This is a genomic window from Streptomyces sp. SUK 48, from assembly GCF_009650765.1.
Taxonomy (GTDB): domain Bacteria; phylum Actinomycetota; class Actinomycetes; order Streptomycetales; family Streptomycetaceae; genus Streptomyces.
This window is the reverse complement of the sequence record NZ_CP045740.1, coordinates 7,926,392-7,942,910: the sequence shown is the minus strand read 5'-3', so window position 1 is coordinate 7,942,910 and position 16,519 is coordinate 7,926,392. Positions and strand designations below refer to the sequence as shown.

2 protein-coding genes are annotated in these 16,519 nt (G+C 75.0%); both read right to left on the bottom strand.

From position 1 onward, the window contains the following. Positions 1-28 precede the first annotated feature (28 nt). Positions 29-5,491, bottom strand: a complete 5,463-nt coding sequence (locus tag GHR20_RS34950) for a type I polyketide synthase (protein ID WP_153816266.1) — start codon at positions 5,489-5,491, stop codon at positions 29-31. Between the two features lie 35 nt (positions 5,492-5,526). Next, positions 5,527-16,473, bottom strand: coding sequence for a type I polyketide synthase (locus GHR20_RS34945; protein WP_153815530.1), 10,947 nt, complete (start codon positions 16,471-16,473; stop codon positions 5,527-5,529). Positions 16,474-16,519: the final 46 nt, after the last annotated feature.

Genomic DNA, 16,519 nt, shown 5'->3' with positions numbered 1-16,519 from the left:
CAGTGCGTGAGAGGTGTGCGTGAGAGGTTCAGAGAGACCCGAGCTCTTGGTCGATGAGGTCGAACATCTCGTCGTCGGTGGCCGCGTCGATCCGGTCGAGGTCGAGAGCGCGGTCGGCGCCGGGGCCGGAGTCGGCGGTGTTCGACGCGCTGCCCCGGGTGGTGTCGGTCCACTTCCAGAGCAGTGCCTTCAGACGGGCGGTGACCTTGTCCCGTACGGCGTCCTGCGGGGCGAGCGCCGTGAGCAGCGCCTCCAGCCGGTCGAGTTCGCCGAGCACGGGCGGCATCCCGGCGGCCGGCTCCCGTACGAGGTTCTTGTGCAGGAGCCGGGCGACGGCGACGGGGTTGGGGTGGTCGAAGACCAGGGTGGGCTTGAGCCGGAGTCCGGTCGCGGCCTTGAGCCGGTTGCGCAGTTCCACGGCGGTCAGGGAGTCGAAGCCGATGTCCCGGAAGGCGGTGGTGGGTTCGACGCGGGCGGCGGTGGCGTGGCCGAGGGCGGCCGCCGCCTGGTTGCGGACCAGGTCCAGCAGGATCTTCTCCTGGTCGGCCTCCGGCTTCCCGGCGAGGCGGCGGGCCAGGGCGGGGATGCCCGGGTCCGTGGCCTCGCCGGACGCGGTGCCGGTGTCGCCGACGAGGCCGCCGAGGAGGGCGGGCAGCATGCCGGCGCGGGCCATGGCGCGCAGTCCCGGCACGTCCAGCCGGACCGGCACCAGCACCGGCCGGTCCACGGTGAGGGCTGCGTCGAACAGGGCCAGTCCCTCCGACGGGGTGAGCGGTACGACTCCGGCGCGCCCCATCCGGTTGCGGTCGGCGCCGGTGATCCGGTCGCCCATGCCGCCGTTGTCCGTCCACAGGCCCCAGGCCAGCGAGGTGGCGGGCAGGCCCGCGGCCCGGCGCCGGTGCGCCAGTCCGTCCAGGAAGGCGTTCGCGGCGGCGTAGCCCGCGGCGCCGGCGCTGCCGAGGACTCCGGCCAGAGAGGAGAAGAGCACGAACGCGGAGAGGTCGAGGTCCCGGGTCAGCTCGTGCAGGTTCAGTGCCCCGTCGGCCTTGGGCCGCAGCACGGTGTCCAGGCGCCGCGGGGTCAGGGCGGTGATCACCCCGTCGTCCAGGGCCCCCGCCGCGTGCACCACGGCCACCAGCGGGTGGGCGGCCGGGACCGAGGCCAGCAGGGCGGCGAGGGCGTCCCGGTCCGCGATGTCGCAGGCGGCCACGTCGATGTGGGCGCCCAGGCCGGAGAGTTCGGCGACGAGTTCGCCGACGCCCTCGGCCGCGGGGCCCCGGCGGCTGGCCAACAGGAGCCTGCGGGCGCCGCGTTCGGCGACGAGGTGGCGGGCGAGGGACCGTCCGAGGCCGCCGGTCGCGCCGGTGAGCAGCACGGTCCCCTCGGGGTCCCACGCGGGAGCGGTGGGTTCGTCGGGCGGGGTGATCCGGGCGAGGCGCGGCACGTACAGCTTTCCTGCGCGCAGCGCGGCCTGCGGCTCGTCGAGGGCGGCGAGCGCGGCGGTCAGCGCCGGGTCGGTGGTGACGTCCGCGACCGAGTCGTCCGCGTCCACGAGCAGGATCCGGTCCGGGTGCTCGGTCTGGGCCGACTTCACCAGACCGGCGACCGCCACGTGCGCCAGGTCGCCCTCCGGGCCGCCCGGTTCGACGGCGCCCCGGGTCAGCACGACGAGTCGCGCGTCGGCGAACCGCTCGTCCGTGACCCACTCCTGGACCACCGACAGCACACGGGCCAGCGCGTCGCGCGTCGCCGTGGCGGGGTCGCCCTCGCTCCGGGGGCAGGGCAGCAGGACGTGCCCGGGCAGGGCCGTACCGTCGTCCACGGCCTCGCGCAGCGCGTCGAGGTCGGGGCAGGGGCCCCCGTCGCCGAGGACCGTCCACCCCGCCTCGGCGGCGGGGGCGGGGGCGGACGTCGTGGTGTGCTCGACCCAGTCGACCCCGAACATCCAGTCCCGGTGGGCCACGCGCGAGGCCAGTACCTGCTGCGCGGACATGGTCCGGGTCCGGACGGAGGCGGCCGAGGCGACCGGAGAGCCGTCGGCGTCGGCCAGTTCGATCGCCACCGCGTCCTCACCGGCGGGCCGCACGCGGACGCGTACGGCACCCGGCCCCGGCGCGTGCACGGACAGACCGCTCCAGGCGTACGGCAGGGACACCTGGTCCAACTCCCCGGTACGCGGGAGGCCGAGGGCGGCGTCCAGCAGGGCGGGGTGCAGCGCGTAGCGGCCCGCCCGGCTCTGCTCGGCGGCGGGCAGTACGGCCTCGGCGTACAGCTCCTCCCCCACGCGCCAGGCGGCGCTCAGGTAGGGGCGGTCCTGGACGTCCACGGGTTCGGCGTCCGCCGGCGGCCAGAGCATCAGGTCGAAGTCCGGCGCCGGGGTGTTCCGGGTCAGCTCGCCGGTGGCGTGCCGGACCCATGGCTCGTCGGCGCCGCCCGCGGCGGGCCGGCTGAAGACGCGTACCGGGCGCCGGTCGGGGTCGTCGCCCGCGCCGAGCTGCACCTGGACACGGACGGCGCCCTGTTCGGCCAGGACCAGCGGGGCGTCCACGTCGAGCTGGTCCAGGTGCGGGAACCCGGCCTGCCGGCCTGCGGACAGGGCGAGTTCCACGAACGCGGTGGCCGGGAGCACCGGGACGCCTGCGACCGTGTGGTCCGCGGTCCAGGGCAGGTCGGCCGGGGACAGCCGGCCGGTGAACAGCAGGTCTTGCGCCCCGGCGGTCTCCACCACCGCGCCGAGCAGGGCGTGGGCCGCCGGGTCCAGTCCCGCCGAGGAGACGTCGGCCGCGGCCGTGCCCTCGAGCCAGTAGCGCTCGCGCTGGAAGGCGTACGTGGGCAGGCCGACCCGCCGGGCGGCGGGGAACAGCGTCCGCCAGTCGGGGGAGACTCCGTGCGCGTGCAGCTGTCCGAGGGCGAGCGTGAGCGCCTGGGGCTCGGGCCGGTCGGTGCGCAGGGCGGGCACGGTGACGAGGTCCGCGTCGTCGAGGCAGCCCTGGGCGAGGGCACTGAGGACGCCGCCGGGGCCGATCTCCACGAACGTGGTCACGCCCAGGCCGTCGAGGGTCTTGACGCCGTCGGCGAACCGGACCGCCTCGCGGACGTGCCGGACCCAGTACGCGGGGGTGTACGGCTCGGCGAGTCGTCCGGTGAGGTTCGAAACGACGGGAATGCGGGGTTCGTTGAACGTCAGGTCGCCGATGGTCCGGGCGAACGCGTCCAGCATCGGGTCCATCAAAGGCGAGTGGAACGCGTGGCTGACCTTCAGCCGGGACGTCTTGCGGCCCCGGCCGGCGAACTCCTCCGCGACCGCCAGCACCGCTTCCTCTGCTCCCGAAACCACCACCGCCTGCGGCCCGTTGACCGCCGCGACCCCGACCTCGCCGGTCAGGTACGGCAGCACCTCGTCCTCGGTGGCCTGTACGGCGACCATCGCGCCGCCACCGGGCAGCGCCTGCATGAGACGGGCCCGGGCCGACACCAGCTTCGCCGCGTCTTCGAGGGAGAGCACACCCGCCACATGCGCGGCCGCGATCTCCCCCACCGAGTGTCCGGCCACGTAGTCGGGCCGGACCCCCCACGACTCCAGCAGCCGGAACAGGGCCACCTCGACGGCGAACAGCGCGGGCTGTGCCGAACCCGTCCGATGCAGCTCGTCCGAGTCCACGTCGACCGGTGTGTCCAAGTGCGCGCACACCTCGTCGTACGCCGCCGCGAACACCGGATACGCCTCGTACAACTCACGCCCCATGCCCAGGCGTTGCGAGCCCTGTCCGGAGAAAAGGAACCCGGTCCTGCCCCGGTCCGCCCGGGCGCGTCCCGTCACCAGCTGGGGCGCGGGCTCGCCGGCCGCGAGGGCGGTCAGTCCCGCGCGCAGTTCGTCCCCGTCGGCGCCGACGATCGCCGCCCGGTGCTCCAGCGCCGAGCGGGTGACCGCCAGCGAGAAGCCCACGTCGGCGGGCGAGGCGGCCAGCAGGTCGGCGGACGACAAGAGTCGTCGTGCCTGTTCCCGCAGCGCCTGTCCGCTCTTCGCGGAGAGCACCCACGGCACCACGGTGGTCCGCGCCGGCGCCGGTGCCTCGGCCGGGGTGACCTCCTCGTCGGGCTCGGGCTCCGGTTCCTCGGGGGCCGCTTCGATGATGACATGCGCGTTGGTGCCGCTGATCCCGAACGAGGAGATCCCGGCCCGGCGGGGGTGGTCCGTCTCGGGCCACGCGGTCGCCTCGGTCAGCAGCTCGACCGAACCGGCCGACCAGTCGACCCGGGGGGTGGGCCGGTCCACGTGCAGCGTCTTCGGCAGCACACCATGCCGCATCGCCAGCACCGTCTTCATCACCCCGGCGACGCCGGCCGCGGCCTGCGCGTGCCCGATGTTGGACTTCAACGAGCCCACCAGCAGCGGGCGTCGGCGGTTCTGCCCGTAGGTCGCCAGCAGTGCCTGCGCCTCGATCGGGTCGCCGAGTTCGGTGCCCGTGCCGTGCGCCTCCACGGCGTCGATCTCCTCCGCGGACAGCCCGGCCCCGGCCAGCGCTTCGAGGATCACGCGCTGCTGCGAGGGGCCGTTGGGCGCGGTCAGGCCGTTGGAGGCGCCGTCCTGGTTGACGGCGCTGCCCCGGACGACCGCGAGCACCGGGTGGCCGAGCCGCCGGGCGTCCCGCAGCCGCTCCACCAGCAGCAGCCCGGCGCCCTCGGACCAGGACGCGCCGTCCGCCGCCGCCGCGAAGGACTTGCAGCGGCCGTCGGGGGCGAGCCCGCGCTGACGGCTGAACTCGACGAAGGCGGACGGGCCCGCCATGACCGTCACTCCCCCGGCCAGCGCCATCGTGCACTCGCCGCCCCGCAGGGCCCGCACGGCGAGGTGCAGGGCGACGAGCGAGGACGAGCAGGCGGTGTCCACGGTGACCGCGGGGCCCTCGAAGCCGAAGGTGTAGGCGATGCGTCCGGAGGCGACGCTGCCGGAGTTCCCGGTGCTCATCAGCCCCTCGACGCCTTCGGGGAGGACGCCGGGCGTGAAGCCGTAGTCGTGGTACATGAGGCCCGCGAAGACGCCGGTGCGGCTGCCCTTGAGGGTGGCGGGGTCGATGCCCGCGTGTTCGAAGGTCTCCCAGGCGGTCTCCAGCAGCAGCCGCTGCTGCGGGTCCATGGCCAGTGCCTCGCGCGGTGAGATCCCGAAGAAGTCCGCGTCGAAGTCGGCCGCGTCGCGCAGGAAGCCGCCCTGCCGGGTGTAGACCTTGCCGGGCCGCTCGGGGTCGGGGTCGTAGAGCGCGTCGACATCCCAGCCGCGGTCCTCGGGGAACCCGGAGACGGCGTCCGTGCCGTCGGCCAGCAGCCGCCACAGTTCCTCGGGGGTGCCGACGCCGCCGGGGAAGCGGCAGCCCATGCCCACGATGGCGATGGGCTCCTGGTCGCGGGCCTCCAGCTCGCGCACGCGCCGCCGGGCCTGGCGCAGATCGGTGGTGGCCCGCTTGAGGTAGTCCCGGAGCTTGTCTTCGTTCATCATCGGTGTTGCCCGCCCCTTTTGGCCTGCGCGGTTCAGGAGTTGCCCAGTTCGTCGTCGAGGAGGTCGTACAGCTCCTCGTCGCTGGCCGAGCTGAGGTCGTCGTCGGCCCCGGCTCCGCCGGTGTCTGACGGGTCGGCCGGCTCGTTCCCGTTCCAGCGGGCGAGCAGGGCCTTCAGACGCATGTTGATCCTGGTCCGGGTGACGTTGTCGAGACCGTCCGCGCCGGCGCCGTCCAGGGCGGCGGCGAGGCGGTCCAGCTCGTCGAAGACCGGTGCCGTGCCCGCCGTACCACCGGGAAGGTCCTTCAGGACCCGCTGTGCGAGCGCCGCGGGCGTCGGGTGGTCGAAGACCAGCGTCGCGGGCAGGCGCAGGCCGGTGGCCCGGTTCAGCCGGTTGCGCAGCTCCACCGCGGTCAGCGAGTCGAAGCCGAGTTCGCCGAAGGCTTGGTCGGGCTGGACGGCCTTGGCCGAGCTGTGTCCGAGGACGGCGGCGGCCTCGGACCGCACCAGGACGAGGACGGCGTCCGCGCGCTCGCTCTCGGGCAGCCCCGCGATCCGCTGCGCCAGCGGTACGGCGGACGCGCGGTCGGTACGGCGCGGCCGGCCGCCGACGAGTGCCTTGAGCAGCGGTGGGACCGGCGCGGTCGCGTTGCGCAGCGCGGCCAGGTCCAGCCGGGCCGGCACCACCACGGGGGCGTCCGACGCCAGTGCGGCATCGAGGAGTTCGAGGCCGTCCTCGTCGGACAGCGGCAGCACGCCGCCGCGGGCGAGCCGGCCGCGGTCGGCTCCGCCGAGGTCCTCGGTCATGGCGCCGGCGCGCTGCCACAGGCCCCACGGCAGTGACACCGCGGGGAGCCCCTGGGCGCGGCGCTGTGCGGCGAAGGCGTCCAGGTAGGCGTTGGCCGCCGCGTAGTTGGCCTGGCCCGGGGTGCCGAGGGTGCCCGCGAGGGAGGAGAAGACCACGAACGCCGAGACGTCGCCGACGAGTTCGTGCAGGTGGACTACGGCGTCGGCCTTGGGGCGCAGTACCGTGTCCAGCCGTTCCGGGGTGAGCGAGGGGAGCACACCGTCGTCGAGGACGCCGGCGGTGTGCACCACGGCCGTCACCGGGACACCGGACAGCGCCTCGGCGAGGGCGTCCCGGTCGGCCACGTCGCAGGCGGCCCAGCGCACTTCGGCTCCGGCCGCGGTCAGTTCCGCCTGGAGTTCCGCCGCGCCCTCCGCGTCCGCCCCGCGCCGGCTCATCAACAGCAGGCGGCGTACGCCGTGTTCGGCGACCAGGTACCGGGCGACGAGTCCGCCGAGGGCGCCCGAGGCACCGGTGAGCAGGACGGGACCGGACCCGAAGTCCGCCGTGGCCCGGGGGGCTTCGGCGGCGGTCCTGGTGAGCCGGGGCAGCAGGAGGGTGTCGCCGCGCAGCGCGGCCTGCGGCTCCTCGAAGGCGAGCAGCCGGGGCACGACGGTCGCCGCGATCCGCTCCACGCCGGTGTGCCCGTCGCCCTCGCCCTCGTCTCCGCTCTCCATGTCCACATCCGCGTGTGCCTGCGGGTGCGCGTCGGCGTCGGTATCGGCGTCGATGAGGACGATGCGGTCCGGGTTCTCGGACTGCGCCGAGCGGATCAGACCCCATACGGCGGCCTGCACCGGGTCGGCCGTCGCCGGGCCGCCCGCCTCCGGGCCGTCCCCCGCCTGCGGGCCGCCACCCGCCTCCGGGCCCTTACCCGCTTCCGGTCCGTCCCCGGCGACGACCGCGCCCCTGGTCACCAGCACCAGACGGGCGACCCGGTCCTCGGCCAGCCACCACTGGACCAGCCCCAGCACCTTGCGCAGGACGTCCCGGACGCGCTCGGTGTCGTCGCCCGACCCGACGGGGCAGGGCACGACCACGGCGTCCGTGTACGCCCGCGCACCGGTCTCCGTCGCGGGGGCGGCGAGCAGGGCGGAGATGTCCTCGTAGGCCCGTACGACCGTGGTGTGCCCGTCGGCCTGTGCGGTGAGCGGCGCCCAGTCCACGGTGAACAGGGAGTCCCGGGCGCTCGTGCGCAGTTGCTCGGCCGACACCGGGCGCAGCGTCAGCGACTCCACCGAGACGACGGGCCGGCCCGTGCCGTCGGCGGCCTCCAGCCGTACGGTGTCCCCGCCGGCCGGGGAGAGCCGCACCCGCAGGGTGGTCGCTCCGGTGCCGTGCGGGGTGACCCGGGACCACGCGAAGGGCAGCAGGGGACCGTCGGCGGCCGGTACCAGGCCGCCCGCGCCCAGCGCGTGCAGCGCCGCGTCGAGCAGGGCCGGATGCAGGCCGAAGGTGTCCGGCCGCGCCTCGTCGGTGACGGCGAGCTCGGCGTAGACCGCGTCGTGGCCGCGCCAGGCGGCACGCAGTCCCTGGAAGACCGGGCCGTAGCTCAGGCCGAGGTCCGCCAGGCGGTCGTAGAAGCCGTCCAGGTCCACCGGCCGGGCGTCGGCCGGGGGCCAGCTGCGCAGGTCGGTGCCGGGCGGGGTGGCGCCCGTGGTGAGGACCCCGGTGGCGTTGCGGACCCAGGATCCGGTGCCGGCGCGCGAGTGCACGCTCAGCGGACGGCGGCCGGAGTCGTCCTGGGCGCCCACGAGCACCTGGAGCGCGACGCCGCCCTCCTCGGGCAGGATCAGCGGTGCGTGCAGGGTGAGTTCCTCCACCAGGTCGCAGCCGGTCTCGGCGGCGGCGTGGGCGGCCAGTTCCACGAAGGCCGTGCCCGGCAGCAGGACCGTGCCGAGCACCGCGTGGTCGGCCAGCCAGGGCTGGGCCCGCAGGGACAGCATCCCGGTGAGCAGATGGCCGCCGGCGTCCGGCAGTTCCACCGCCGCGCCCAGGAACGGGTGGTCGGCGGCGTCCAGCCCGGCCGCCCGTACGTCACCGGCGGGGGCGGCCGCCTCCAGCCAGTACCGCTCGTGCTGGAACGCGTAGGTCGGCAGGTCGGTGCGGCGCGCGCCCGGCAGGACGGCGTCCCAGTCGATGCCGACGCCGTGCACGTGCGCCTGGGCCAGGGAGAGCATCAGCCGGTCGCGTCCGCCGTCGCGGCGGCGCAGTGTCGGTACGACCGCCGCGTCCGCCTCGGCGGCCTCGATGGCGTCCTGGATGCCCGCCGACTGCACCGGGTGCGGGCTGACCTCGACGAACACGTCGTACCCGTCGGCCAGGGCGGCCCGGATCGCGTCGTGGAACCGGACCGTCTGGCGCATGTTGCGGTACCAGTAGCCGCCTTCCAGCTGGTCCGTGTCCAGTTTTCCGCCCGTCACCGTGGAGTAGAACGGCACGGCGCCGGGGAGCGGGCCGACTCCGGCGAACCCCTCGGTGGCCCGGGCTTCGACGCGTTCGATCTGGGGCGAGTGCGCGGCGTAGTCGACGGCGACCCGGCGGGCCTGCACGCCCTCCTGGCGGCAGTGCGCGAGGAGTTCGTCCAGGGCGTCGGTGTCACCGGAGACCACGGCGGTGGCGGGGCCGTTCACGGCGGCGATGCCGAGGCGGCCGTCCCACCGGGCGACGAGTTCCCGCACCCCGGCGTCCGGGAGCGGCACCGAGGCCATGGCGCCGAGACCCTGGAGTTCGCGTACCGCGAGGCTGCGCCGGACCACGATGCGGGCGCCGTCCTCCAGGGAGAGCGCGCCGGCGATCACCGCCGCGGAGACCTCGCCCTGGGAGTGCCCGACGACCGCGTCGGGGGTCACCCCGAAGGAGCGCCACACCTCGGCGAGGGCGACGGTCATCGCCCAGAGCACGGGTTGCAGGACGTCGACCCGGTCCTGCTCCACCTCGGAGGTGCCGCGCAGTACGGCGGTCAGGGACCAGTCGACGTGCGGTGCGAGGGCGCGTTCGCAGGCGTCGACGCGGTCGCGGAAGACCGGGGAGGTCGCAAGCAGTTCGGCGGCCATGCCCGTCCACTGCGAGCCCTGCCCGGGGAAGACGAACACGGTCCTGCCGCCGCCGCGCGCGCTGCCGGTCACCGCGCCGGGCGGGGTGGCCCCGGCCGCGACACCGGCCAGTCGCTCGCGGAGTTCCGGGAGGGTCCGCCCGACCACGACGGCGCGGTGTTCGAAGGCCGCCCTGGTCGTGGCCAGCGAGTGCGCCACGTCGGCCAGGAAGGCCGCCGTGCCGTCACCGTCGTCACCGTCGTCACCGGGGACGCTCTCGTCGAGGTGGGACACGAGGCGGGCGGCCTGCGCCCGCAGCGCCGCCTCCGTCCTGCCGGACAGCACCCACGGCACGGCCGCGCCGGATGCGGACGCCGCCGGCGCTTCCTCGGCCGCGGGGGCCTGTCCGGTGACCGTGGGGGCCTGTCCGGTGACCGTGGGGGCCTGTTCCGAGACCGCGGGGGCCTGTTCGGAGACCGCGGGGGCCTGTTCGGAGACCGTGGGGGCCTGTCCGGTGACCGTGGGGGCCTGTTCGATGATCGTATGGGCGTTGGTGCCGCTGACCCCGAAGGACGACACGGCGGCCCGGCGCGGGCGGTCCGTCGCCGGCCAGTCCACCGCCTCGGTCAGCAGCCTGACCTCGCCCGCCGACCAGTCCACATGGGGCGTCGGCTCGTCCACGTGCAGGGTCCGCGGCAGCACACCATGCCGCATCGCCATGACCATCTTGATCACCCCGGCGACACCCGCGGCGGCCTGCGTATGGCCGATGTTGGACTTCAGCGAGCCCAGCCACAGCGGCTGTCCTCCGGCCCGTTCGCGCCCGTACGTGGCGAGCAGCGCCTGCGCCTCGATCGGGTCGCCGAGCTTCGTCCCCGTACCGTGCGCCTCGACGGCGTCCACGTCGGCCGGGGCGAGGCCGGCGGACGCCAGCGCCTGGCGGATGACCCGCTGCTGCGAGGGACCGTTGGGCGCGGTCAGGCCGTTGGAGGCGCCGTCCTGGTTGACGGCGCTGCCCCGGACGACGGCCAGCACGCGGTGGCCGTTGCGCTCGGCGTCGGACAGCCGCTCCACGAGGAGCATGCCGACGCCCTCGCCCCAGCCGGTGCCGTCGGCGCCGGCCGCGAACGCCTTGCAGCGGCCGTCGGGGGACAGTCCGCGCTGGCGGCTGAACTCCACGAAGACCGTCGGGCTCGCCATGACGGTGACACCGCCGGCCAGCGCCATCGTGCACTCGCCGCTCCGGAGGGCCTGGACGGCGAGGTGCAGGGCGACGAGCGAGGAGGAGCAGGCCGTGTCGACGGTGACGGCGGGGCCCTCCAGGCCGAAGGTGTAGGAGACGCGCCCGGAGGCGACGCTGCCGGAGCCTCCGGTGGTGAGCAGTCCCTCGACGCCTTCGGGCAGTTCGCGCGGGCCCTGCCCGTAGTCGTGGTACATCAGGCCGGTGAAGACGCCGGTACGGCTGCCGCGCATCGCCGCCGGGTCGATCCCGGCGCGCTCGAACGCCTCCCAGGATGCCTCCAGCAGCAGCCGCTGCTGCGGGTCCATGGCCAGCGCCTCGCGCGGCGAGATCCCGAAGAATCCGGCGTCGAACTCGGCCGCGTCGTGCAGGAATCCGCCGTCTCGCGCGTAGGTCTTGCCGAGGCGCTCCGGGTCGGGGTCGTACAGCCCCTCGACGTCCCAGCCCCGGTCGTCGGGGAACCGGGAGATGCCGTCGCGGCCGGCGGCCACCAGCCGCCACAGGTCCTCCGGCGAGCGTACGCCGCCCGGGAGGCGGCAGCTCATGCCGACGATGGCGATCGGCTCGTCCGCGTCGGCCACGGTCCGCCGTACCCCGGCCCCGGCCGTGGCGGCGGGGGCGTCGTCGAGGAGTTCGCGGCCGATGTGCCGGGCGAGGGCGGTGGGGGTGGGGTGGTCGAAGACGAGGGTGGCGGGCAGGCGCAGGCCGGTGGTCCCGGCGAGCCGGTTGCGCAGTTCGACGGCGGTCAGCGAGTCGAAGCCCAGGTCCTGGAAGGCGTGCCCGGGCTGGACGGCCCGGGGCGAGGCGTGCCCGAGCACGGCGGCGACCTCGGCGCGGACCAGTTCGAGGAGCGCCTCCGCGCGCTCGTCGCCGGTCAGTCCGGCGAGGCGCCCGGCCAGGGTTTTGGTGGCCGCGCGCTGGGCCGTGCCGCGCGGGGCGCCGCGCACGAGTCCGCGCAGCGGGGCCGGTACGGTCCCGGCCGCGCGGTCGCGCAGGGCGGTGGTGTCGAGGCGGACGGGCACGAGCACGGGCGCGTCGGCGGCGAGCGCCGCGTCGAACAGCCGTAGGCCGTCCTCGGTGGTCAGCGCCAGGACACCGGAGCGCGCCATCCGCGACCTGCCCGCCTCGTCCAGGGCGTCGGCCATGGCGCCCTCCTGCTCCCACAGGCCCCAGGCGAGGGAGACCGTGGGCCGGCCCTGGGCGCGGCGGTGCCGGGCGAAGGCGTCGAGGAAGGCGTTGGCGGCGGCGTAGTTGCCCTGACCGGGGTTGCCGAAGACGCCCGCGGCGGAGGAGAAGAGGACGAACGGCGTGCCCTCACCGGTGAGTTCGTCCAGATGGAGCACGGCGTCGGTCTTGGGCGCGAGGACGGCGCGCAGACGCTCAGGGGTGAGGGCGGCGAGCACGCCGTCGTCGAGGACTCCGGCGGTGTGGACGACGGAGTCGACCGGGTGGGCGGCCAGCAGCCGGGCGACGGCGGCACGGTCGGCGAGGTCGCAGGCGGCCCAGGTCGCTTCGGCGCCCAGCGCCGCGAGGTCGTCCGCCAGGTCCACGGCACCCGGCGCGTCCGCGCCCCGGCGGCTGACGAGGAGCAGCCGGCGCACGCCGTGCCCGGTCACCAGGTGCCGGGCGAGGGTGCCGCCCAGCGCTCCGGAGGCGCCGGTGAGGAGCACGGTGCCGAGGCCGGCGGCGCCGGGGGTGGGGGTGGTGCTCTTTTGCCCGGTGGAGGCCGCGCGGACCAGTCGCGGTACGCCGGCTTCTCCCTCGCGGACGACGACATGGGGTTCGCCGGACCGTACGATGCCGGGCACGAGGGTGGCCGCCTCGTCCGGGCGGTCGGTTTCGAGCAGCACGATCCGGCCCGGGTGCTCCGCCTGGGCCGAGCGCACCAGTCCGCCCACCGCGGCGTGCGCGAGGTCGTCGCAGCGCGCCACCAGGACGAGGCGCGCCGTGCGGTCCTCGGCCGTCCAGTGCTGGACCAGCCGCAGCGTCTCGGTGGTGACCGCGTGCACCCGCTCGGCCTCGCTCAGCCCTTCCGGCCCGTCGGGGCACGGCAGCACGACCACGTCCGGCTGCGCCGCCCCGCCGACGTCGGGATCGGCGTCGGAGTCGGCCAGCGCGTCGAGGTCCGCGACGTACGCGACGACCGTCCCGTCCGTGTCGTCCGCGGTCGGACCGAGCGGCGTCCGCTCGACGGTGAACAGCGCGTCACCGGAGCGCTCGCGAAGCTGCTCGGCCGAGACGGGCCGCAGCGTGAGCGACTCGACGGACGCCACCGGCCGGCCGGTGGCGTCGGCCACCGTCAGGGACACCGCGTCCGTACCGGTGGCCGCGAGCCTCACCCGTACGGTGGAGGCGCCCGTGGCGTGCACGGACACCCCGGACCAGGCGAACGGCAGCAGCGGCCCGTCGGTCTCGGCCACGAGCGGGCCGCCCGCGCCGATGGCGTGCAGCGCGGCGTCGAGCAGCGCCGGATGCACCAGGAAGGAGCCGGTGTCCGTGCCGTCGGGGAGGGCGACCTCCGCGAAGACCTCGTCGCCCTTGCGCCAGGCGCTCCGCAGCCCGCGGAAGAGGGGACCGTAGGCCAGTCCGAGGGCGGCCGACCGGTCGTAGAAACCGTCGAGTCCGAGCGGCTCGGAGTCCGCGGGCGGCCATGCGGTGAGGGTCCGGCCGGCGGTCGTGTCCTCCTCGCCGCTTCCCGTCGGGGCCCCTTCGGTGACGAAGCCGGTCGCGTGCCGGACCCACGGCAGGTCGGTGTCGTTCTCGGGGCGCGCGTGCACGGTCAGCGGCCTGCGCCCGGACCCGTCGGCCGCGCCGACCCACACCTGCACCGCGATGCCGCCCTGCTCGGGCACCACCAGGGGCGCTTCGAGGGTGAGGTCCTCCAGCAGGTCGCAGCCCGCCTCGTCGGCGGCGCGCACGGCCAGTTCGACGAACGCGGTGCCGGGCAGCAGCACGGTCCCGAGCACGGCGTGGTCGCTCAGCCAGGGATGGGTGCGCAGGGACAGCCGGCCGGTCAGCAGCCGCTCGTCGCCGCCGGCCAGGGAGACGGCGGCGCCCAGCAGCGGGTGGTCGGCCGAGCCGAGTCCGGCGGCGCGGACGTCCCCGCGGGCGGCCGGTGCGGTGTCGAGCCAGTAGCGCTCGTACTGGAAGGCGTACGTGGGCAGGCCGACGCGGCGGGCGCCGGGGAAGAAGGCGGGCCAGTCCGGGGAGACGCCGTGCACGTGCAGTTCGGCGACGGCGGCGACCAGCGCGGCCCGCTCGGGGCGGTCGGCGCGCAGGGCGGGCACGGTGACCGCGTCCTCGTCCAGGCACCCCTGGGCGAGCGCGCTCAGCACACCGCCCGGGCCGATCTCCACGAAGGTGGTCACACCCAGCTCGCCGAGGGTCCGCACACCGTCGGCGAAGCGCACCGCCTCGCGGACATGCCGCACCCAGTACGACGGGGTGTACGGCTCGGCGAGCCGCCCCGTGAGATTCGAAACGACGGGAATCCGCGCCTTGTTGAAGACGAGCCCCCCGACGACCTCGCCGAACTCCTCCAGCATCGGGTCCATCAGGGGCGAGTGGAAGGCGTGACTGACCTTCAGCCGGGACGTCTTACGACCCAGCTCGCGGAAGGTCTCAGCAATCGCGGTGACCGCGTCCTCGGTACCCGAAACCACCACCGACCGCGGTCCGTTGACCGCCGCGATGCCGACTCCGTCGGTCAGGTACGGCAGCACCTCGTCCTCGGTGGCCTGTACGGCGACCATCGCACCGCCGCTCGGCAACGCCTGCATGAGACGGGCACGAGCCGACACCAACTTCGCCGCGTCCTCAAGGGACAGCACACCCGCCACATGCGCGGCCGCGATCTCACCGACCGAGTGACCGGCCACGTAATCCGGCCGGATGCCCCACGACTCCAGGAGCCGGAACAACGCCACCTCGACGGCGAACAGCGCGGGCTGCGTCGAACCCGTCTGATGCAGGGATTCCGCATCGACATCGACCGGCGCGTCCAGGAGCCCGCACACCTCGTCGTACGCGGCAGCGAACACGGGGTACGCCGCGTACAACTCACGTCCCATGCCAAGGCGTTGCGAGCCCTGGCCGGAGAAGAGAAACGCGACGCGTCCGCCGGTGCCGGAGAGGCCGCGTGTGACGCCCGGGGCCGGGGCGCCGGAGGCCAGGGCGCGCAGGCCCGCGGCGAGTTCGTCCGGCGTCTCGCCCTGGACCACCGCGCGACGGTCGAGGGCCGTGCGTGTCGTGGCCAGGGAGAACGCGACGTCGAACGGGGAGACGTCGGCGTCCGTGCGGGCGAGCAGCCGTTCGGCCTGGGCGCGCAGGGCCTCCTCGGTCCTGCCCGAGATCACCCAGGGCACCGGTCCGCCCTCGGCCGGGCGCACGGCCTCCGGGGCGACGGCCTCGACGCTCTCCGCGCCGTCCTCCGGTGCTTCCGGGTCCTCGGTGTCCGGCGTGAACGCCTCGGCCGACGGGGCCTCTTCGATGATCGTGTGCGCGTTGGTGCCGCTGATCCCGAAGGAGGAGATGCCGGCCCGGCGCGGCTGGTCGGAGGCGGGCCAGGGCGTGTTCTCGGTGAGCAGCCGTACGGCGCCCGCCGACCAGTCGACGTGCGGGGAGGGGGCGTCGACGTGCAGCGTGCGCGGCAGTTCGCCGTGGCGCAGGGCCATGACCATCTTGATGATGCCCGCGACACCGGCCGCGGCCTGGGTATGGCCGATGTTCGACTTGATGGAGCCCAGCATGAGCGGCTTGTCGCCGGGGCGGCCCTGCCCGTACGTGGCGAGGAGTGCCTGCGCCTCGATCGGGTCGCCGAGCCGGGTGCCCGTGCCGTGCGCCTCGACCGCGTCGACCTGCGCGGTGGTCAGCCTTGCGGCCGCCAGGGCCTGGCGGATCACCCGTTGCTGGGAGGGCCCGTTGGGGGCGGTCAGGCCGTTGGACGCGCCGTCCTGGTTGACGGCGGAACCCCGGACGACGGCGAGGATCTCGTGTCCGTTGCGCCGGGCGTCGGAGAGGCGTTCCACCAGGAGCAGTCCGGCGCCTTCGCCCCAGCCGGTGCCGTCGGCGCCGGCCGCGAACGCCTTGCAGCGGCCGTCGGGTGCCAGTCCGCGCTGGCGGCTGAAGCCGACGAAGGTGGCGGGGCCGACCATCGCGGTGACACCGCCCGCCACCGCCAGCGAGCATTCGCCGTTGCGCAGCGACTGGACGGCCAGGTGCAGGGCGACCAGGGACGACGAGCACGCGGTGTCGATCGTGACGGCCGGGCCCTCGAGGCCGAAGGTGTAGGCCACCCGGCCGGAGGCGACACTGCCCGAGGTCCCCGTGCCCAGGTAACCCTCCAGGTCCTGCGGGGAGTTCTGGAGGGCGGCGAGGAACTCGTGGTTCATCACGCCGGTGAACACACCGGTCCTGCTGCCCGCGAGGGAGGCGGCGTCGATGCCGGCCCGCTCGAAGAGTTCCCACGACGTCTCCAGCAGCAGCCGCTGCTGGGGGTCCATGGCGAGCGCCTCGCGGGGCGAGATCCCGAAGAGAGCGGCGTCGAACCGCGCGAGGTCGCTCAGGAAGGCGCCCTCGCGGGCGTAACTGGTCCCGCGGGTCTCCGGATCCGGGTCGTAGAGCGCGTCCAGGTCCCAGCCGCGGTCGGCCGGGAACCCGGCGACGGCGTCACGGCCGCCCGCGACCAGCTCCCACAGATCCTCGGGCGAGTCGACGCCTCCCGGATAGCGGCAGCTCATGCCGATGATGGCCACCGGCTCCCCGGCGGCGTCCTCGTAGTCACGAAGGCGCCGCCGGGTCTCCTGGAGGTCAGCGGTGACTCGCTTCAGGAAATAGCGGAGCTTGTCCTCGTTCGCCACCGAAATCGTCCCTCACCCCTGCGATGACTTACCGGAATTCGGCAAG

Excerpts from the sequence above, each read along its gene's own strand:
- GHR20_RS34950 (WP_153816266.1), bottom strand. The coding sequence starts at position 5,491 with ATGAACGAAGACAAGCTCCGGGACTACCTCAAGCGGGCCACCACCGAT.